General features: G+C 59.5%; 19 protein-coding genes and 2 tRNA genes. 14 read left to right on the top strand and 7 right to left on the bottom strand.

Annotated features, from left to right (window positions below; translation table 11 throughout):
- Positions 1-17: 17 nt before the first annotated feature.
- The 5 genes from E4P32_RS08065 (at position 18) to pnuC (ending at position 4,957) form a co-directional block, all read left to right on the top strand.
- Complete coding sequence (locus E4P32_RS08065; protein WP_116433836.1) at positions 18-1,682, top strand: CTP synthase; 1,665 nt, start codon at positions 18-20, stop codon at positions 1,680-1,682.
- Entirely contained in the window at positions 1,679-2,533 is an 855-nt protein-coding gene (gene kdsA / locus E4P32_RS08060; RefSeq protein ID WP_116432458.1) for a 3-deoxy-8-phosphooctulonate synthase, read from the top strand. Before E4P32_RS08065 ends, kdsA begins: the two co-directional genes overlap by 4 nt.
- An 83-nt stretch (positions 2,534-2,616) precedes the next feature.
- A complete protein-coding gene (gene eno / locus E4P32_RS08055) occupies positions 2,617-3,900 on the top strand; it encodes a phosphopyruvate hydratase (protein WP_116432459.1) in 1,284 nt (427 codons plus the stop codon).
- 52 nt (positions 3,901-3,952) lie between these two features.
- Positions 3,953-4,333 carry a cell division protein FtsB gene (ftsB, locus tag E4P32_RS08050; RefSeq protein ID WP_116432460.1) on the top strand — a complete coding sequence of 127 codons (381 nt, stop codon included), beginning with the start codon at positions 3,953-3,955 and terminating at the stop codon, positions 4,331-4,333.
- Between the two features lie 12 nt (positions 4,334-4,345).
- Positions 4,346-4,957 (top strand): nicotinamide riboside transporter PnuC, encoded by a 612-nt coding sequence (gene pnuC / locus E4P32_RS08045; RefSeq protein WP_116432461.1) that lies wholly within the window; start codon positions 4,346-4,348, stop codon positions 4,955-4,957.
- Positions 4,958-4,960: 3 nt separating this feature from the next.
- On the opposite strand, the gene E4P32_RS08040 is transcribed toward pnuC, so the two are convergent.
- The 3 genes from E4P32_RS08040 to E4P32_RS08030 form a co-directional block, all read right to left on the bottom strand.
- Positions 4,961-6,526 (bottom strand): GGDEF domain-containing protein, encoded by a 1,566-nt coding sequence (locus tag E4P32_RS08040; protein WP_116432462.1) that lies wholly within the window; start codon positions 6,524-6,526, stop codon positions 4,961-4,963.
- A 227-nt stretch (positions 6,527-6,753) separates the two neighbouring features.
- Positions 6,754-7,407, bottom strand: coding sequence for a response regulator transcription factor (locus E4P32_RS08035; RefSeq protein WP_116433837.1), 654 nt, complete (start codon positions 7,405-7,407; stop codon positions 6,754-6,756).
- 39 nt (positions 7,408-7,446) lie between these two features.
- On the bottom strand, positions 7,447-8,136 hold the full coding sequence (locus E4P32_RS08030) for a sensor histidine kinase (protein ID WP_116432463.1): 690 nt from the start codon (positions 8,134-8,136) through the stop codon (positions 7,447-7,449).
- A gap of 197 nt (positions 8,137-8,333) precedes the next feature.
- Between E4P32_RS08030 and E4P32_RS08025 the strand changes: the two genes are divergently transcribed.
- From E4P32_RS08025 to E4P32_RS08010, 4 genes are all read left to right on the top strand, one after another.
- Positions 8,334-8,410, top strand: a tRNA-Arg gene (locus tag E4P32_RS08025).
- 274 nt (positions 8,411-8,684) lie between these two features.
- A complete protein-coding gene (locus E4P32_RS08020; protein ID WP_116432464.1) occupies positions 8,685-9,110 on the top strand; it encodes a CopD family protein in 426 nt (141 codons plus the stop codon).
- 69 nt (positions 9,111-9,179) lie between these two features.
- Positions 9,180-9,256: transfer RNA gene (locus E4P32_RS08015), tRNA-Arg, on the top strand.
- 75 nt (positions 9,257-9,331) lie between these two features.
- The gene (locus tag E4P32_RS08010) at positions 9,332-9,562 is read left to right on the top strand and encodes a hypothetical protein (protein ID WP_116432465.1); all 231 of its coding nucleotides are present in this window, start codon (positions 9,332-9,334) and stop codon (positions 9,560-9,562) included.
- 25 nt (positions 9,563-9,587) lie between these two features.
- On the opposite strand, the gene E4P32_RS08005 is transcribed toward E4P32_RS08010, so the two are convergent.
- The 3 genes from E4P32_RS08005 to E4P32_RS07995 form a co-directional block, all read right to left on the bottom strand.
- Positions 9,588-11,162 carry a methyl-accepting chemotaxis protein gene (locus tag E4P32_RS08005; protein WP_116432466.1) on the bottom strand — a complete coding sequence of 525 codons (1,575 nt, stop codon included), beginning with the start codon at positions 11,160-11,162 and terminating at the stop codon, positions 9,588-9,590.
- A gap of 149 nt (positions 11,163-11,311) precedes the next feature.
- A complete protein-coding gene (locus E4P32_RS08000) occupies positions 11,312-12,130 on the bottom strand; it encodes an inositol monophosphatase family protein (protein WP_116432467.1) in 819 nt (272 codons plus the stop codon).
- An 18-nt stretch (positions 12,131-12,148) separates the two neighbouring features.
- Complete coding sequence (locus E4P32_RS07995) at positions 12,149-12,715, bottom strand: phosphonate degradation HD-domain oxygenase (protein ID WP_116432468.1); 567 nt, start codon at positions 12,713-12,715, stop codon at positions 12,149-12,151.
- 432 nt (positions 12,716-13,147) lie between these two features.
- On the opposite strand from E4P32_RS07995, the gene E4P32_RS07990 reads away from it, so the two are divergent.
- From E4P32_RS07990 to E4P32_RS07970, 5 genes are all read left to right on the top strand, one after another.
- On the top strand, positions 13,148-13,690 hold the full coding sequence (locus E4P32_RS07990) for an iron transporter (RefSeq protein ID WP_116432469.1): 543 nt from the start codon (positions 13,148-13,150) through the stop codon (positions 13,688-13,690).
- 171 nt (positions 13,691-13,861) lie between these two features.
- Positions 13,862-14,176, top strand: coding sequence for a cupredoxin domain-containing protein (locus E4P32_RS07985; protein WP_199525597.1), 315 nt, complete (start codon positions 13,862-13,864; stop codon positions 14,174-14,176).
- A 54-nt stretch (positions 14,177-14,230) separates the two neighbouring features.
- Complete coding sequence (locus E4P32_RS07980) at positions 14,231-15,100, top strand: FTR1 family protein (RefSeq protein WP_116432470.1); 870 nt, start codon at positions 14,231-14,233, stop codon at positions 15,098-15,100.
- A gap of 57 nt (positions 15,101-15,157) precedes the next feature.
- A complete protein-coding gene (locus E4P32_RS07975; RefSeq protein WP_116433839.1) occupies positions 15,158-16,498 on the top strand; it encodes a 4Fe-4S binding protein in 1,341 nt (446 codons plus the stop codon).
- A gap of 104 nt (positions 16,499-16,602) precedes the next feature.
- Positions 16,603-17,586, top strand: coding sequence for a bile acid:sodium symporter family protein (locus E4P32_RS07970; protein ID WP_116432471.1), 984 nt, complete (start codon positions 16,603-16,605; stop codon positions 17,584-17,586).
- A 42-nt stretch (positions 17,587-17,628) separates the two neighbouring features.
- On the opposite strand, the gene E4P32_RS07965 is transcribed toward E4P32_RS07970, so the two are convergent.
- On the bottom strand, positions 17,629-18,732 hold the full coding sequence (locus E4P32_RS07965; RefSeq protein WP_116432472.1) for a PHB depolymerase family esterase: 1,104 nt from the start codon (positions 18,730-18,732) through the stop codon (positions 17,629-17,631).
- Positions 18,733-18,858: the final 126 nt, after the last annotated feature.

The following is an 18,858-nucleotide window of genomic DNA, read 5'->3' as shown; positions in this document are numbered from 1 at the left end:
TCGGCACCTTCTTTGTAATGACCAAGTTTGTATTTGTCACTGGCGGCGTCGTGTCTTCCCTGGGTAAAGGGATTGCCGCCGCTTCTCTCGCTGCGATCCTCGAATCGCGCGGCCTCCGAGTCACCCTTCTTAAGCTCGATCCCTACATCAACGTTGATCCGGGAACGATGAGCCCATTCCAGCACGGTGAAGTGTTCGTCACCGATGACGGCGCTGAAACCGATCTGGATCTCGGCCACTACGAGCGTTTCATCACTGCCAAGATGAAGAAGGTGAATAATTTCACCACCGGCCAGATTTATGAGTCCGTGATCCGCAAGGAACGCCGCGGCGAGTATCTGGGCAAGACCGTTCAGGTCATCCCGCACATCACCAACGAAATCCAGGACTTTATCCACCGTGGCGCCGAAGGCTATGACGTCGCGCTGGTCGAAATCGGCGGCACCGTCGGCGATATCGAATCCCTGCCGTTCCTTGAAGCAGCACGCCAGCTGAGCCTGCGCGCCGGCCGCAACGCCGCCGCCTTCGTGCATCTGACGCTGGTGCCTTTCCTGGCCTCGGCCGGTGAGCTCAAGACCAAGCCGACCCAGCACAGCGTGCAAAAGCTGCGCGAAATCGGTATTTCGCCGGACGCCTTGCTGTGCCGCGCCGACCGCCGTATTCCCGACGATGAGCGCGACAAGATTTCGCTGTTCTCCAACGTCGTGGTCGACGCCGTGATTTCGGTGTGGGACGCAGATAGCATCTATAAGATTCCACAGATGTTGCACGATCAGGGATTGGATAACATCATCTGCGAAAAACTTGGCCTGTCGCCGAACCCCGCAGATCTGTCGATGTGGGACAAGCTGATCCACGCGCAAGACAATCCGTCGCACGAAGTCACCATCGGCATGGTCGGCAAGTACGTCGACCTGACCGAATCGTACAAATCGCTGACTGAAGCGCTGCGCCACGCTGGTATTCATACCGGCAGCCGCGTCAACATCGAGTACCTGGATTCGGAAGAAATCGAGACCACCGGCACCGCCGCTCTGGCCAAGTACGACGCGATCCTGGTGCCAGGCGGCTTCGGCAAGCGCGGCGTGGAAGGCAAGATCGCCGCCGCGAAGTTCGCACGCGAACACAAGGTGCCTTACCTGGGTATCTGCCTGGGCATGCAAGTGGCGCTGCTGGAATACGCGCGCAACAAGGCCGGCCTGGCGCAAGCCAATTCGACCGAGTTCGATCCGGAAACGGAACAACCGGTGGTGGCGCTGATCGACGAATGGCAAAACCATGACGGCAAGGTCGAGAAGCGCGACGCCAATTCGGATCTGGGCGGCACCATGCGCCTGGGCGCGCAGACCTGTGACGTCAAGCCGGGTACATTGGCTTCCGAAATTTACGGCGCCAAGGTAACCGAGCGTCATCGCCATCGCTACGAAGCGAACAATTTTTACCTGCCCCGCGTGGAAGATGCGGGCCTGATCGTGTCGGCGCGTACGCCGACCGAAGATCTGTGCGAGATCATGGAACTGCCGCGCACCGGCGGTGAGAATGCGCACCCATGGTATCTGGGCGTGCAGTATCACCCCGAGTTCAAGTCGACGCCGCGCGACGGCCATCCCTTGTTCATCTCGTACATCAAGGCAGCGCTGGCGCACCATGATGCGACGGCGGCAAGCAAAGGAAAAGCATGAAACTGTGCGGTTTTGACATCGGCCTCGATCAGCCGTTTTTCCTGATCGCCGGCACTTGTGTGATCGAATCGGAGCAAATGACGCTGGATACAGCTGGCGCCTTGAAAGAGATCACGACTGAACTGGGTATACCGTTCATCTACAAGTCGTCCTTCGACAAGGCCAACCGCTCGTCCGGTTCCTCGTTCCGCGGTCTGGGCATGGACAAGGGTCTTGAAATCCTTGCCAAGGTCAAGAAGCAAATCGGCGTGCCGGTGCTGACCGACATCCACGAGATCGACGAGATCAAGCCGGTATCGGAAGTGGTCGACGTCCTGCAGACGCCGGCTTTCCTGTGCCGTCAGACCGACTTCATCCGCGCCTGCGCGCAGTCGGGCAAGCCGGTCAATATCAAGAAGGGCCAGTTCCTGGCGCCGCACGACATGATCAACGTGATCGCCAAGGCGCGCGCGGCGGCCAAGGAAGCGGGCCTGCCCGAAGATAACTTCATGGCCTGTGAACGCGGCGTGTCCTTCGGTTACAACAATCTGGTGTCCGACATGCGCAGCCTCGCGATCATGCGCGAAACCGGCGCGCCGGTGGTGTTCGACGCCACGCACTCGGTGCAGTTGCCGGGTGGTCAGGGCACGTCCTCGGGCGGCCAGCGTGAATTTGTACCCGTACTCGCCCGCGCGGCGATTGCGGTCGGTATTGCCGGCGTGTTTATGGAAACACATCCGAATCCGGCGGAGGCCAAATCCGATGGCCCCAACGCTGTTCCATTGGCTCGTATCAAGGAGCTGCTGGGCACGATGATGGAACTGGATCGCATTGTGAAAAAATCGGTTTTCCTGGAAAACGACTTTTCCTGAAACTGAGCGGGCGCGGATTTCAATCCGGCCCGGCTTCCGCTTATAAAAATTTGCTTAAACCCCTGCTTGATGGAGATGTTTGAATGAGTGCAATCGTTGATATTATCGGCCGTGAAATTATCGACTCGCGCGGCAATCCTACTGTCGAATGCGATGTCCTGCTGGAGTCCGGCGTATTGGGTCGTGCGGCAGTGCCGTCCGGCGCCTCTACCGGTTCGCGCGAAGCAATCGAACTGCGCGACGGCGACAAGAGCCGCTATTTCGGCAAGGGCGTGTTGCAAGCCTGCGAAAATATCAACACCGAGATCTCCGAAGCGATCATGGGTCTGGATGCCAACGAACAGGCTTTCCTGGACCGCACGCTGATCGATCTCGACGGCACTGAAAACAAGGCGCGCCTGGGCGCCAACGCCACGCTGGCCGTGTCGATGGCAGTCGCCAAGGCGGCGGCTGAAGAAGCCGGCCTGCCGCTGTACCGTTATTTCGGCGGCAGCGGTTCGATGCAGATGCCGGTGCCGATGATGAACGTGATCAATGGCGGCATGCACGCAGACAATAATCTCGATCTGCAAGAATTCATGATCATTCCGGTCGGCGCACCGAGCTTCCGTGAAGCGATCCGCTACGGCGCCGAAGTGTTCCACACGCTGAAGAAGATCCTGCACGCCAAGGGCCTGGCAACATCGGTTGGCGACGAAGGTGGTTTCGCACCAAACGTGGCCAGCCACGAAGCAGCGATCCAATTGATCCTGCAAGCGATCGAAGAAGCCGGCTACGAGCCGGGCACGCAGATCGCCCTGGGTCTGGATTGCGCCGCTACCGAGTACTACAAGGACGGCAACTATCACCTGGCAGGCGAGAACATGGTGCTGACTTCGGCCCAGAAAACCGGCTTGCTGGCGTCGTGGTGCGACAAGTACCCGATCATCAGCATCGAAGACGGCATGGCCGAAAACGACTGGGCCGGCTGGAAGCTGCTGACCGAGACGCTGGGCAAGAAAGTGCAATTGGTCGGCGACGATCTGTTCGTCACCAATACCAAGATCCTGAAAGAAGGCATCGAGAAGAACATCGCCAACTCGATCCTGATCAAGATCAACCAGATCGGCACCCTGACCGAAACGTTCGCCGCCATCGAAATGGCCAAGCGCGCCGGTTATACCGCCGTGATTTCGCATCGTTCGGGCGAAACCGAAGACTCGACCATCGCCGACATCGCCGTTGGCACCAACGCGTTGCAGATCAAGACCGGCTCGATGTCGCGTTCGGACCGCATGGCCAAGTACAACCAGTTGCTGCGTATCGAGGAAGACCTCGGCGATATCGCCAGCTATCCTGGCCGTTCGGCTTTCTACAATCTGAAGTAAGCAAGATGTCCGGCAGCATTCGCCTGCCGGACAATCACCCGGCATTCTTCCGATGCGCCTGATCATCCTCTGCCTCACAGCACTTTTGGTGCTGATCCAGTATCCGCTTTGGCTGGGCAAAGGCGGATGGCTGCGGGTATGGGACCTCGACAAACAGGTCCAGCAGGCGCAGAAGAAGAATGACGAACTCAAGGCGCGCAACGCCAAGCTCGAATCCGAAGTGGAAGACCTCAAGCAGGGCACTGGTTCGGTTGAGGAACGTGCACGCTATGAGCTCGGCATGATCAAGCAGAACGAAGTCTTCATCCAGGTGCTCGACGGCAATGCCGCCGCTGTCTCCAGGACGCCGCAACAGCCAATGCCATCGGCACCCGTGCCATCTTCTGCGGCGCCTGCGCCATCCCAATCCCGACCTTCCTCCGTTTCACGCTAGGGCCGGTTCGCCATGTCTCTTAACGACAGCCTGCCGCTGTTCGGTTTCGCCGGTCTCGTCACGACGCCGCTTGAGCTGCTCTCTTTCCTGCTGGCGATCGTCACGGTCGCCCTCAATATCCGCCAGAATCACCGGGCCTGGCTGTTTTCCATCCTGTCTTCTGCCTTGTACGGCGTCGTGTTCGTCGAGGCGCGACTGTACGGCGACGCCGGCCTGCAATGCGTGTTCGTCGCTGTGTCGGTGTGGGGCTGGTATCAGTGGCTGCGTGGCGGCGAGCAGCATCTGCCGCTACAGACGTCGACACTGTCGCGCCGTGGCGTGCTGTGGTCGGCGCTGGCATGGCTGGCCGGCTTCGCCGTGCTGTCGGTGTTCCTGCGTCATTTCACCGATACCGACGTGCCGCACATGGACGGCTTCCTGACGGCGGGCAGCCTGGTAGGGCAGTTCCTGCTGTCGCGCAAGAAGATTGAAAACTGGCTGGTCTGGATTGCGGTCGACGTGCTCTACGTCGGCCTGTATCTCTACAAGCACCTGACGCTGACCGCTATTTTGTATGGATTGTTCGTGCTGCTGGCGATCGCCGGATGGCGCGCCTGGCGGCAGGCGACGCCGCCGGCATCGTGAGTATCAGTCAGCCAGGATCACGCGATTCTTGCCGGCGTTCTTGGCCTTGTACAGCGCCACGTCGGCGCGCTTGATCAGGTCCGCCTGGGTTTCGCCCGGGGCGCGATAGGCGACGCCGCCGCTGAAGGTGATCAGCAGACGCTGGCTGTTGTGCATGAAAATGCGCTTGGTCAGTTCGCGCTGCACGCGGGTGATGATCTGCATCGCCTCGGCCGGCTCGGTTTCCGGCAACAATACCAAAAATTCTTCTCCGCCGAAACGCGCAATCACGTCCAGTTTGCGCAGGGTTTCCTTGACCACGCTTACCAGATGCACCAGCACTTCGTCGCCGGTGGCGTGACCGTGTGTGTCGTTGATGCGCTTGAAATCGTCGAGGTCGAGCAGGGCGATGCACAGCGGCGCGCCGAGGCGATCGGCGTTGATGATTTCGCGCTCCAGCGACTCATCCATGCCGCGGCGGTTGAGGCTGCCGGTCAGCTGGTCTTCACGCACCAGTTCGCCCATGTGCACCAGTTGCGACTCCAGGGCGGTGATGCGCGCTTCTGCCTTTTGCATTTCCTGGCGCGCATTGATCATTTCATCGCGAGCGCGCAGCGCTTCGTCCTGGGCATCTTTGGTTGCGTTCATGATGCCGTTGAGCACCGAATTGAGGTCGCTGATGTCGGAGGCCTGGCTGATCTGCTGCGAAAAAGTGGCGATGGTCTTGTGATAATTGTCGGTCGTCGACACCATCGCGCTGAGGCGATCGACGAAGGTCAGCATCATGTTCTTGGCGGTGACCTTTTCTTCGCTCAGCGTGTTCTTGAGCAGGCCCTGCTTGAAGATGACTTCCTTCAACGTTTTGGTGGCGTCGGCCAGCGAGGTCTTGCTGATCGGGCCGTTGATCAGATCCTGCACGGCGGTGATCTGGCTGCTCAGCCACGAACCTTTTTCCAGCAGGCCGTGGATGTTTTCCAGCAGCAGCTGGAACAGGCGCATCAGCAATTCCTGCTGCAGGGCAATGTCTTCGCTCTTGAGCTCAATCTGGAAGCTCATCTGCTTGAGCCGCCCGATGACTTCGTTCATGGCCTGCTCGGAGAACGCAGTCTTGAGATCAACGCCAATCGATTTCGATTCATTCGCCAGCTCCGGCGCTTCAATCAGCAGCGAGGCCATATTGAAAATCAGCACGCGCGCCAGCACTTCGCGCAGCATTTTTTCCTTCTTGCTGTCGCGGATGAATTCGCGCTCCAGATCAATCGGCACGAGTTGCCCGTGCGGGACCAGGTTGCGTGAAGGAAAATATTGCTCGACAAAATTGTCCAGCTCGTCGTTGTAGTCCTTCCAGTCGCTGCCGTTGATCGCCATCGTCAGGCGCAGGCCGAGCTTGCCGATGTCGCCCGGCTGCTGCGTCAGGTGCTGGGCGAAAGCGGTGAGAACGCCTTCCGGCTTCAGGTCGCTCTTGGTGCCGACGATTTCTTCGTAGGCCTCGCGATAGGCGTCAGGGGTTGGGGCAATGCGGCGTGTGGCGAGTTGCTGGAAGGCTTCTCGCGCGATATCGACGGGACTTTGAGCTGGCTTTTTTGACATGCCTGATGGACGGCTTCTTATTCAAACGGATTGCGACAAAGTCTCATGGCTCCCCGCCGGATGATGTCGGGATAACATCCTGGCGCCCTGGCGTTCTGTACCTGTGTAGCGCGGTTGCATGTCGTTTTACTGGTTATTTCTTTACGACATTACAACGCGTAGGACGAGACCTGTCTTTTAACGCATTTTACCGTCTGGCGGTTTACACCGGCGGGCCGGTTGCGCATTTATTCGACTAAGTTGTTTTTCAGCGCATAGTGCGTGAGCTCAGCGTTGTGGCGCAATTTCATTTTGGCCAGGACGCGCGAGCGATACATGCTGATGGTTTTGACCGAGAGCAATAACTCGGCCGCGATGTCGCTCACCGCCTTGCCGGACGCGATCATCACCATGGTCTGGTATTCGCGGTCGGATAGCGTTTCGTGCAGTGGGGTTTCGTGATCAAAGCCGATCTGATTGGCCAGTTCCTGCGCCAGCGATGCGCTGATGTACTTGCGGCCGGCGGCGACCTGGCGGATCGCGTTGATCAGTTCGGCCGGCGCCGCCTGCTTGTTGAGGAAGCCCGCTGCGCCGGCCTTGAGCGCACGGATGGCGTACTGGTCTTCGCGATGGATGGACAGCATCAGCACCGGCAGCTTGGGGATTTCCTTCTTGATCTGTTTGAGCACGTCAATGCCGGTGCGATCCGGCAGGATGATGTCGAGCAGCAGCACGTCGCAGTTGCCCAAGCGTGCCAGTTTGATGGTTTCCAGTCCGTTCTCGGCATTGCCGACGACAATGATGTCCTTGGTGCCGCTGCAGATCTGCCGAAGGCCTTCGCGCACGATCGCGTGATCATCGGCGATCGCCACTTTGATGGCAGAACTGTTCTTTTTCGTGATTGGCATGGGTTGCTGTCTGTCTCCGGGCTGAACGTGGCGCTATTTTATAAGGTTAGCGCAGGATAGGGCAGGAAGCGTCAGCCGCAGTTGCGTGCCGCCGTCATCGGCGGGCGACAGATCCAGCGTCGCGCCGAGCAATGCCGCACGTTCACGCATGCCGCGCAGTCCCGATGAGTGCGGCCGTGCGTCGGCATCCCGTGGCAAACCGACGCCGTCATCGGCGATGATCAGCGTCAGCAACTTGCCGTCATGGCGCAGCGAGATGTCGACGTTGCGCGCAGCGGCATGACGACCGGCGTTGTGCAGCGCTTCGCGCGCGATCCGGTACAGGCTGACGCTCTGGAACGCATCGAGCAGCGTCGGCGGCAACTCGTCTTCAGGGACATTGACATGCAGGTGATGCGGCACGCCGGTCTGGCGCGCAAAACTGCGCGACAGCCACTCCAGCGCCGCCTGCAGGCCAAGATCGAGCACCGCCGGATGCAAGTCGTCGATGATGTCGTGCATGGCATCAAGGGCGCCGTCAATCAGGTCGTCGGCATGATGCGCCTGGTCGAGAAGGGCGTCGTTGTCAGGGGGCAGTTGGCCGCCGAGCTGGGCCAGCGCCATCTTGATCGCGGTCAGATGACTGCCGAGTTCGTCGTGCAGGTCTTTGGCGATGCGCCGGCGTTCGATTTCCTTGATGCGTTCGGCGGTCGGGTCCGGGCGGGCGGCAGAAGTGTCGCTCATGGTGCAGTAAATGGGAAGGAGCAGGGAATCAAGCGGCAATCATAAGGCAGATGAAGCAAAAATCAGGAGATATTGCTATTGGGAAGGCCATAAAACGGCGATTAATGAGTCTGCAAGCGAGTACGGGCGCGGCATGGAAGATTTTTGGCGCAAAGGCTTCCATTTCGCCCAAAAGCGGTGCTATAATCTCGTCTTTCGCGGCTGTAGCTCAGCTGGATAGAGTACTTGGCTACGAACCAAGGGGTCGTGGGTTCGATTCCTGCCAGCCGCACCAGATATAAAGGGTCCATCGCAAGATGGGCCCTTTTGTCTTTTCTGCTTCACAAAAGTCTGCTTTTCTTCAATTCGCCGTTTCGGCCGATCCAATTCCGACGAGTACAAAGCCCGGATTCCGCTTGGATTACCCTCTTCGTAACTGACGTCAAATCCTGTCGCTTTTGATGTTCAAGTTTTTAAATGGCGACTGGCTTGGTGCAAAATGTGCCTCATCCAATCCTCACCTTCAAACCTTCGCCGCGGATCAATCTTTTTAAGGGAGCTCTACATTGATGTATCTCTGGATCAAGGCATTTCACGTCGCCGCCATCGTGACCTGGATCGGCGGCATGCTGATCATGGCACTGGTGCTGCAAACGTTGCAGAAGGCCTCATTGGAACGTTCTGCCGCCGAGTTGCGCTTGCTGCAAGCGGTGCGCCGCTGGGACCAGCGGGTGACGTCGCCGGCGCTGGGGCTGGCGTGGGTGCTCGGCGTGGCGCTGGTGTATTTCGGCGGCTGGCATACGGCGGGCTGGCTGGTGGTGAAGCTGGTGTTCGTGTTGCTGCTGTCGGCGCTGCACGGCATCCAGTCCGGCTACCTACGCCGCCTGGCGGATGCGCCCGGGCAGGAAGCGTCGACGCTGCTGAAAAACTCCGGCGCGCTGACGATTGCAGCGGTTCTGATCATTGCATTGATGGTGGTGGCGAAGCCGTTTTGATCGCGGCGGGATTGTCATCGTTCAAAAACTGTTGCACTATTTGAAAATCCCTATATAATCGCGCCTCTTGCGGCTGTAGCTCAGCTGGATAGAGTACTTGGCTACGAACCAAGGGGTCGTGGGTTCGATTCCTGCCAGCCGCACCAAAATGAAAAGGGTCCGTCGAAAGACGGGCCCTTTTGTTTTTGACCTATTCCAGACTTCCAGACCGTGGAGCATTCATGAGCGCAACCAGCAAATTTCCCTACAAGGGACAAGCCGTCTATCCGCAAGTGGCGCTGCAGGACAACGGCCAATACGCCGCCTGCTTCGTCATCCGCGCAGGCTACGATGAAAGCGGTGAAGTCCGCTACGTGCGCGAACTGCCGACCACGGAATTCCCGAATGAAGACGACGCCGTCGCCTATATCCTCGATTTTTCAGCTGAATGGATTGATCAGAATCCGTTGTAAGCCGCGCCTCTGCACTTACGCAAACTTATGCGTCCAACACCAGTTCGCGCGACGGTGACAGTTTGAAGGTATTTACGACGGTCGCCAGCGAGCCGGCCTGATCCAGCAGCGATTGGGCCGCCGCCGTGGCTTCTTCCACCAGCGCGGCGTTGTGCTGCGTGACGTCGTCCATCTGCATGATGGCCTGGTTGACCTGCTCGATGCCGGTGCTCTGTTCCAGGCTGGCGTTGCTGATGTCGGCGACGAAATCGCTGAGCGTCCTGATGCTGTCGACCACCTGGCCGATGGTGGCGCCGGCTTCCTCCACCAATGTCCTGCCCGACACGATCTTGCCGACCGAATCATCGATCAGGCTCTTGATCTCTTTTGCTGCGCCGGCCGAGCGTTGCGCCAGTGCGCGCACTTCGGTCGCGACCACCGCAAAGCCGCGACCCTGTTCACCGGCACGCGCAGCTTCCACTGCAGCGTTCAACGCCAGGATATTGGTCTGGAACGCAATGCCGTTGATGACCGAAATGATGTCGACGATCTTGCGCGACGATTCATTGATGGTCGCCATGGTTCCGACCATCTGATTGACGGCGTTGCCGCCGGCGATGGCCACCTGTGAGGCGGACGCGGCGAGCTGGTTGGCGTGCAGGGCGCTTTCGGCGTTTTTCTTCACGGCCGAGGTCAGCTGCTGCATGACCGAGGCAGTCTCTTGCAGCGAGCCGGCCTGGCGCTCGGTACGCGACGACAGGTTGAGATTGCCGACGGAAATTTCCTTCGACGCGGTGCCGATGGTTTCGGCCGATTGCTTGATATGATCGACGGAGCGGGCAAGATTGCCCTGCATGGTTTTCATCGCATGCATGAGGCTGTTTTCGTCATTGTCGGCGAGGCGGATCGTTTCCGTCAGGTCGCCTGCCGCGATGCGGTCGGCGACGCGCACCGCATACGCCGGTTCGCCGCCGAGCTGGCGCAGCAGGCTGCGCGTGAGCACGATGGCTGCGGCAATGCCGAACAGCACGGCAGCGGCGCTCAACGCCAGCAGCACCAGGCGGCTGGAACGATAGGTGGCGTCGATGCTGCCGGCGACGCCGTCGATACCTTGACGTTGCAGGCGCAGCAGTTTGTCGACCGAGGCCTGGTAGCGCGCTGCGCTCGGCAGGTAGTTTTTCTCGAAGGCGTTCTTGGCCTGGAACAGCTTGCCTTCGGCGCGTAGCGCCAGGATGCTGTCGCCGGCTTCGTGATAAGCCTTGCGATTGGCGTCGATGTCGGCGAACAGTTTCTGTTCTTCGGGCGTACTCAGCAGACGCTGCACTTTGGCTTGAAGCGCGGCGGCGTTCTTGGCGGCGTCGCTGGTGGCCGTTTCAAAATAGCCGGCGAGGCTGAGGTCGGTGCTGCGCGCAATCGCGGTGGTGCGTGTGATCGAGGTGGAAATATTCGAATACCAGTCGCTGATCAGGCGCTCCTTTGCCAGCGGCATCTGCATCATGGCGTTGGTCGCCTCGGCCACCGACTGCAGGCGCCAGATGCCCATTGCCGCGACGATCGCCATCATCAGCAACACCACCCCGAAGCCCGCGGCGAAGCGCGTCCCGACTTTCCAGTTCTTCATGCGTCTCTCGTTATTTTGTGCCGGCATCTGGCCTGAAGGCTGCGCCGACGATATTGGATTGCCGAGGATGCTAGCACCGGAGAGTGATCCGGAATAATGAAAAATAACGGGAAAGCAATATCAAAAACGGGAGAAAAGTTTCCGCTTTGTCATGTTGACGGATTGAGTGCGCGAATCACCGCATCGTGCACGCCGCCTGCGCTGGCGACGATCGCAGAGGCGCCCAGAGGGCTGTTGCCTTGCCAGTCGGTGATGCGGCCGCCGGCGCCTTCGATGATGGGGACGATGGCCATGATGTCCCAGATTTTCAGGACCGGATCGAGCATGATGTCGGCGCCGCCGGTGGCCAGCTGGAAGTAGCCATGGCAATCGCCCCAGCCGCGATACAGGCGTGCTTCGCGCGAGAGTTTTTCAAAGGCGGGGCCGTTGTGGTGCGTGAAGATGTCCCAGTGATCGGTGGCCAGCAGCATGGCGTCGCCGACGTTGGTGCAAGCGCGCATGCCGACCGGTTTGCCGTTGAGCGTGGCGCCGTTGGCGGTGCCGATCAGCAGGTGTTCCATCAACGGGCTGTGCAGTGCGCCGATGATCGGACGACCCTGGTGCATCAGCGAAATCAGCGTGCCAAAAATATAACAGTTGGAGACGAAGGCCTTGGTGCCGTCAATGGGATCGAGCACCCAACAGTAGTCTGCGTCTTCCTGATGGGCGCCGTGCTCTTCGCCGATGATGCCGTGATGCGGATGGCGCGCCATGATGGCGGCGCGCAAGGCTTGTTCGGTGTCGCGGTCGGCGGCGGTGACGGGGGATTGGTCGGACTTGGATTCGACCGCGACGCCGCTGAGGTAATGGCTGCGGATGATGGCGCCGCTGATGGTGCAGAGCTCTTCGATGAACGCGCTGAATTCCAGCAGCTGTACGGTGTCGATGGATTTGGTGAACAGCGGGGCGGGCGGCAGAAAATCAGGCATTGCGGTTTCGTGAAAAATTCAGGCGTGGGCGCACAGTGTCAGGTAGCGCGAGAAATGCGCGTAGTCCGGTGTCGCCAGATTGGCGGTCTTGGCGAGATCGTCCCAGCGTCGCAAGCGGGTGGCGTCGACTGCATGCGGCATGGCGATGAAGTCTTCCGCCTGCTGCCGGTCGAAGACGCCGCCTTGCAGTTGCAGGCTGCGCACGGAGTCCGCCGACAGGGACGAAAAGTACTCCGGCTCCACCGCGCACAGATAGCGTTTGGCATCGACGTGCAAGCGTATCGGCGCCAGCACGTCTTCGCCGAAGATGGCGTGCAGGAACGGCAGGATGCGGTATTGATGCAGATCGTCGATGCCGTTGGCGGTCGGCGTGTCATGGATGTCGTAGCCGGCGGCAGCGTCTTCCAGCATGTGGCCGAGGTCGTGCAACAGTGCGGCGGCGATCAGCGCGGGTGATGCGTTTTCACGTTCTGCCAGCGTGGCGGTTTGCAAGGCATGTTCTAGTTGCGTCACCGGCTCGCCGGTGTACTGGGCATGGCCATGGCGTCGGAAAAGCAGTTCGATGTCGGGAAGCGTCAGGGACATGATCTTGATGGGAAGTCCGGAGGGGTAGCGAAGCAGGGGGTAAAGTCGACATGATAGCGACGGGATGCCGGTTTATTGTGACAATTGCATGACCGCTACATTGCTCCGCTGAAAGTGGGGAGGTATCAGCTTCCTGATGAAGCGAGTGAAGACTTGTTAATAACCGTAACAGTTTGTAATAGCGGTAGATGTGGGGTGGGACGGGGTATATCTTACGAACTCCCCCCTCTAATTCATCCCCTGAATTAGATTTAACCCGCGCCGCAAGGTGCGGGTTTTTTATTGCCCGGTCGATTTTTCGGGCGAGTTAGTCCTCTTCCCATCGCACTCTTCTCATTCGTCAATTTCCGATCCGGCGCTTATACCTGCTCCTATAATAATGTTATACTTTAATGGTAATCATTATCATCTAACGCGTAGGAGAAAAATCATATGATCGGTATCAAGAAACTCGCAGTAGCCGCCGCCATGTTCGCAGCCTTCTCGGCTGCCAGCGCCGCCGAATATCCTATCGGCAAACCACAGATTCAGAACGGCATGGAAGTCAGCGCGGTCTACCTGCAACCGATCAAGATGGAGCCGGACGGCATGATGCGCAAGGCCGAAGAATCGGATGTCCATCTGGAAGCCGATATCCGTGCCGTCGCCAAGAATCCGAACGGCTTTGCCGAAGGCGACTGGATGCCTTATCTGGTCATCAAGTTCGAACTGACCAAGAACGGTTCGACCAAGGTCATCAAGGGCGACATGATGCCGATGGTGGCCAGCGACGGCCCGCACTACGGCGACAACGTGAAGCTCGATGGTCCGGGCAAGTACAAGCTGAAGCTGACCATCTCGCCGCCGTCGGCTAACGCGCACGCGCATTTCGGTCGCCACGTCGACAAGGAAACCGGTGTCGGCGCCTGGTTCAAGCCGTTTGAACTGACTTACGATTTCACCTTCGCCGGCGTCGGCAAGAAGGGCGGCTACTAAGCAGCGACTGAGCTGTTTGGTAAGAGCGCATGCGCAGTTCATCGCGCATGCCGAATTGACCGGCCTTGCCTCGTGCAAGGCCATGTAGTTTGGGAGTACTGAATGTCCTTGCGTAAAACGCAATCTTCGCAATCTTCGCCACCTTCGCACTCTTCACGAATTTTGGTGACTTTGATCGGCCTGGCCTGCTCGCTGTCTGCCGCCACCGCCTTTGCTTCGGATCTGCTGACCTTCAAGCTTGAAATGGCGGACGGCAAGTTCAATCCTGCGCGCATTGAAGTCCCTGCCGGACAGCGTATCAAGATTGAGATCCACAACGTCGGCAAAACCGCCGCCGAATTCGAAAGCGTGGAGCTGCGCAAGGAAAAAGTCCTGGCGCCGGGCGCGCAATCCTTCGTCGTGATCGCACCATTGCGTCCGGGCGAGTACAAGTTTTTTGACGACTTCCATCTGAACATGCCGCAAGGCGCGATCGTCGCCAAATAAACGGCGTACAGAAGTGATTGTGGTTATCGGCAATATGCAATTGAAAGGGATGTAATGGGGCAGGTGCTATTTATTGTCTGGCGCGAAAGCGTCGAGGCCTTGCTGGTGGTCGGGATTCTTTATGCCTGGCTGAACAACGGCGATGCGGCTGCACGCCGCGGCCTGCCGTATCTGTGGGGCGGCGTGGCGGCGGGCATTGTGGCCGCGCTGGCATTGGGCGCCGCCTTGCTTGGTTTCAGCGAACTCCTGTCGGGCGACGCCCAGACCTATTTCCAGATCGGCATGGTGTTGATCGCCGCAGTGCTGATCGTGCAAATGGTGTTCTGGATGCGCAAGCACGGTCGCACGCTCAAGAAAGACATGGAAAGCTCGCTGAAGGCGAACTATGAAACCGGCAACTGGTGGGGCGTGTTCCTGCTGGTGGCGCTGGCGATTGCGCGCGAGGGCAGCGAAACTGCCGTGTTCCTCTACGGGATCGGCATGGGCGAGCAGGACGCCAGCCGCGGCGCGCTGATTTTTGCCGGCGTGCTCGGTTTCGGACTGGCCTTCCTGACCTTCTACCTGCTGCAGCTGGGCGGCAAGATTTTCTCCTGGCGCCGTTTTTTCCAGGTGACCGAAATCATCCTGTTGCTGCTGGCGGCCGGCTTGTTGTTGACCGGGGTTGAAAAGCTGCTGGACCTGCTGTTGGAAAGCTCCGACTGGTTCTCCTCGCTTGGCTTCGTCTCGACCCTGACGGCGCCGGTCTGGGACACCAGCTGGTTGCTGGATGATTCGAGTACGGCAGGCAGCCTGGTGTCGACGTTGACCGGCTATCGCGCCCGCCCGGCGCTGATGAGTGTTGCAATTTATGTCATATATTGGCTTGTGGTATCCTCCGCGCTTGGCAAGTCGACATCCACACAAGTTAACAAGCAAGCAGCATAAGGCGATATGAGCACCAGTACGCTTCCCAATACCCGTCTGGCGCGGACGGGTGACTGGATGCGCCGCAACGGCGCATTGATCCGCGGTATTCAGTGGATCGTCGTACTGGTGTACGCGGTGCTCATCCTGGTTCCCATTTTCCTGCCGTTGCCGGACGAAACTGCGCACATCTGGTCCAACCTGACCCTGATTGCGCAGTTCTGCTTCTGGGGCATCTGGTGGCCGTTCGTATTGGTGAGCATGGTGCTGATGGGCCGTGTATGGTGCGGCGTGCTCTGTCCCGAAGGCGCCTTGACCGAGTTTGCCAGCAAGTTCGGCAGAAACTGGGCAATCCCGCGCTGGATGCGCTGGGGCGGCTGGCCCTTCGTCGCGTTTGCGCTCACCACGATCTACGGCCAGATGGTCAGCGTCTACCAATATCCCAAAGCGGTGCTGCTGGTATTGGGCGGCTCGACGCTCGGCGCCATGATCGTCGGCTATCTGTATGGCCGCGAAAAGCGCGTCTGGTGCAAATACCTGTGCCCGGTCAACGGCGTGTTCGGCCTGCTGGCCAAGCTGGCGCCATTCCACTACAAAGTCAACGAAGACGCCTGGCGCGCTTCCTACGACACCCACGGCAAGAAAACCATCGCGATCAATTGTGCGCCGCTGGTGCCCCTGCGCAACATGAAGGGCGCGTCCGACTGCCATATGTGCGGTCGCTGCAGCGGCCATCGCGACGCCATCGCACTGACATGGCGCGCGCCGACCGTCGAAATCGTCAAAGTCGGCCGCACCAGCAACAACCTGTGGGAAAGCTCGCTGGTGTTGTACGGCCTGTTCGGCATCGCCATCGGCGCCTTCCACTGGAGCGCCAGCCCCTGGTTCGTCGAAGCCAAGCAATTCATCGCCACCTGGCTGATCGATCGCGACATCATGTGGCCGTTCGCGACCAATGCACCATGGTGGCTGCTGACCAACTATCCGCAACAAAGCGACGTGTTTTCCTGGCTCGACGGCGGCCTCGTGGTGTCTTACATCCTGGCGACCGCCGCCGTGCTGGGTACCGCGCTGACCGCCTTGTTTGCACTCAGCAATATGGTGCTGGGACCATGGAGCCGTTCGCGTTTCAATCACCTGGTGCAGTCGGCCATTCCACTGGCCGGCTGCGGCGTGTTCGTCGGCTTGTCGGCCACCACCATCAGCCTGCTGCGCGCGGAACACTGGCCGGTCGACTGGGCCAACGACGTACGTGCCGCCTTGCTGACGGTCATGACATTGTGGAGCGTGCTGCTGGCCTGGAAAGTCATCGGCCAGCACGCCGAAGCATTGCCGCGTCGCGTGCTCGCCATGCTGCCCGTGATCGGTGCGCTTGCGCTGGTCAACTACGCGTGGCTGCTGATGTTCTGGATCTGGTAGTTCGTACCGGATTTTCGTCGTGCCGCCGCCTTGCAGGACTCGCGTAAAATAGCGGGTTTGGTCCGACAGGACCTTGTTTCCGGAACCAACCTGCAAAGATTCCTATGGCGCGCCCCCGTTTCCTTCCCGACAATCTGACCTTGATGCTGTTTGCGGTCGTTCTTACCGCCAGCTTTTTACCCTGTACCGGCGTGGTCGCCGTCGGCTTCGACTGGCTGACCACCTTCATGATCGGTCTGCTGTTTTTCATGCACGGCGCCAAGTTGTCGCGCGAAGCGGTGATCGCCGGGATGGTGCATTGGCGTCTGCATGTGACGGTGCTGTTGTGCACCTTCGCCGTCTTCCCCTTGCTCGGCCTGATTCTCAAGCCCGCCTTGCTGCTGGTGATCACGCCGGATCTGTACCTCGGCATCCTGTTCCTGTGCGTGTTGCCGTCGACGGTGCAGTCCTCGATTGCTTTCACATCGGTCGCGCGCGGCAATGTGCCGGCGGCCATCTGCGCTGCGTCGGCCTCCAATTTGCTGGGCATCTTCCTGACGCCGCTGATGGTCGGCGTCATCATCGTGGCGCACAGCGCCGAACACTCCTCGCTGGATTCCATCCTGAAGATCGTCTATCAGCTGCTGCTGCCGTTCGTGGCCGGCCAGATCGCGCGGCCGTGGATCGGCGCCTGGATGGATCGCAACAAGTCCTGGCTGCGCTGGGTGGACCAGAGCTCCGTCTTGCTCGTCGTGTACGTGGCATTCAGCGAAGCGGTCAATCAGGGATTGTGGCGCCAGGTGCCGCCGGTCATGCTGGTCAGCCTGATCGTCATCAGCGCGTTGCTGCTGGCGATCATCATGGCGATCACGACGTTCGGCAGCCGCCGTCTGGGTTTCAACAAGGAAGATGAAATCACCATCGTCTTCTGCGGCTCCAAAAAGAGTCTCGCCAGCGGCGTGCCGATGGCCAAGGTCTTGTTCGCCAGCCAGACCGTCGGCATGGTCTTGCTGCCGCTGATGCTGTTCCACCAGATCCAGTTGATGGTGTGCGCGATATTGGCGCAGCGCTATGGCAATCGTCCGGACGCTACGGAGCCTTCCGCCTGAGCTTTCTTTGTATCGTTCAGAGAGCCCGCACCTGCGGGCTTTTTATTGTTTGCGCCGATGCCGTGAAAAAAATGACAGCATCAGCTTTCCGGCATCCGGCCCCTTGGCATTAAAAGGAAAGGCTTCGTCGCCGCCGCTCCAGGCATGACCGAGGCGTGCGATGTGCACCGAGCGAACCAGCACTTTCGCGCCTGCCGCGAAATCGCGGATCGTCATCGTATTCTTGCGCGGGAATTGCTTCGACGTTCTGCCAAAGGCTTTCGTCACCGGCAGTGACGGCAGCAGGCCGGCTGCATGGTTGAGCAGCAGGAATTGTCCCGCCACCTGCAGTTGATTGACCGGGCGCACGATCTTGTCGTCGTCCCCGGTGATCAGGATCGCCGGCATGCCGGGAAAATCGGGCGTCTTGGCCAGCAGTTTTTCTATCGGCGTCAACGCTTGGCTACTGCCATGTTGCATCACACCGTAGGCGCCGACGGCGCTGCGACTGACGCCGAACACGGGCCCGGAATGCATGCCGACGGCGGCGATCAGTTGCGGATGGGTCAGGGCCAGGATCTGCGCCATGGCCGCGCCGGCTGAGATGCCGCAGGCGTAAATGCGACGGTGGTCGATGTCGTGTTCCGCGACGATCTTGCCGATCATCTGCACGATCAACGCGATGTCGCCGCCGCCTCGCTGGGTGGCGGCGTCATACCATTTCCAGCAGCGATTGGGATGCGCGCGCAGCGACTGTTCCGGATAGAGCACGGCGTAGCCCTTGGCTGCCGCCAACTGATTCAGGCGCGTGCCGGCGGCGAAATCGATGGCATTCTGTTCGCATCCATGCAACATGACGATCAGCGGAATGGATGCGGCAGGCCCGCGAGCGCCGGGCGGGAGGAACAAGCGGTAGTGCATGCGACGCGCTGGCAAGGTGGCGCTGACACAGGATGAGCTGATCCATTCGCCGGGTGCGGTTTCGATATGTGCGAAAGGCTGCGGCGATATCGACTTGCGCGACGCCGCAGAGGGGACGCGCTTCGTCTTCTGTTTCGTCTTCGGCTTGGCCAGTAGTGCCTTGAGCACCTTGCCCGCTTGTTTCTGTTGCGCTTTGCCGGCCTTTTTAAGACCGCTCAGCCACATTCGGTTCAGCTTTTTGAACATGTCGATCCGTCAAGAGTGTGTGTCCGGGTGCGAGCGCACACAAGGAAGACGGCAAGCACGCAATAATGTTCAAACAAAATGCTGCGCTGCGTTAATCTGGAGGCTACGCGGATTAAGGAGATGCCA

Origin of the sequence: Herbaspirillum sp. 3R11 (assembly GCF_004563925.1) — a bacterium.
GTDB lineage: Bacteria > Pseudomonadota > Gammaproteobacteria > Burkholderiales > Burkholderiaceae_D > Herbaspirillum.
The sequence above is the reverse complement of the archived record's forward strand: the minus strand, read 5'-3'. Positions and strand labels throughout refer to the sequence as shown.

Excerpts from the sequence above, each read along its gene's own strand:
- E4P32_RS08065 (WP_116433836.1), top strand. The coding sequence starts at position 18 with ATGACCAAGTTTGTATTTGTCACTGGCGGCGTCGTGTCTTCCCTGGGT.
- kdsA (WP_116432458.1), top strand. The coding sequence starts at position 1,679 with ATGAAACTGTGCGGTTTTGACATCGGCCTCGATCAGCCGTTTTTCCTG.
- eno (WP_116432459.1), top strand. The coding sequence starts at position 2,617 with ATGAGTGCAATCGTTGATATTATCGGCCGTGAAATTATCGACTCGCGC.
- ftsB (WP_116432460.1), top strand. The coding sequence starts at position 3,953 with ATGCGCCTGATCATCCTCTGCCTCACAGCACTTTTGGTGCTGATCCAG.
- pnuC (WP_116432461.1), top strand. The coding sequence starts at position 4,346 with ATGTCTCTTAACGACAGCCTGCCGCTGTTCGGTTTCGCCGGTCTCGTC.
- E4P32_RS08040 (WP_116432462.1), bottom strand. The coding sequence starts at position 6,526 with ATGTCAAAAAAGCCAGCTCAAAGTCCCGTCGATATCGCGCGAGAAGCC.
- E4P32_RS08030 (WP_116432463.1), bottom strand. The coding sequence starts at position 8,136 with ATGAGCGACACTTCTGCCGCCCGCCCGGACCCGACCGCCGAACGCATC.
- E4P32_RS08020 (WP_116432464.1), top strand. The coding sequence starts at position 8,685 with ATGTATCTCTGGATCAAGGCATTTCACGTCGCCGCCATCGTGACCTGG.
- E4P32_RS08010 (WP_116432465.1), top strand. The coding sequence starts at position 9,332 with ATGAGCGCAACCAGCAAATTTCCCTACAAGGGACAAGCCGTCTATCCG.
- E4P32_RS08005 (WP_116432466.1), bottom strand. The coding sequence starts at position 11,162 with ATGAAGAACTGGAAAGTCGGGACGCGCTTCGCCGCGGGCTTCGGGGTG.
- E4P32_RS08000 (WP_116432467.1), bottom strand. The coding sequence starts at position 12,130 with ATGCCTGATTTTCTGCCGCCCGCCCCGCTGTTCACCAAATCCATCGAC.
- E4P32_RS07995 (WP_116432468.1), bottom strand. The coding sequence starts at position 12,715 with ATGTCCCTGACGCTTCCCGACATCGAACTGCTTTTCCGACGCCATGGC.
- E4P32_RS07990 (WP_116432469.1), top strand. The coding sequence starts at position 13,148 with ATGATCGGTATCAAGAAACTCGCAGTAGCCGCCGCCATGTTCGCAGCC.
- E4P32_RS07980 (WP_116432470.1), top strand. The coding sequence starts at position 14,231 with ATGGGGCAGGTGCTATTTATTGTCTGGCGCGAAAGCGTCGAGGCCTTG.
- E4P32_RS07975 (WP_116433839.1), top strand. The coding sequence starts at position 15,158 with ATGCGCCGCAACGGCGCATTGATCCGCGGTATTCAGTGGATCGTCGTA.
- E4P32_RS07970 (WP_116432471.1), top strand. The coding sequence starts at position 16,603 with ATGGCGCGCCCCCGTTTCCTTCCCGACAATCTGACCTTGATGCTGTTT.
- E4P32_RS07965 (WP_116432472.1), bottom strand. The coding sequence starts at position 18,732 with ATGTTCAAAAAGCTGAACCGAATGTGGCTGAGCGGTCTTAAAAAGGCC.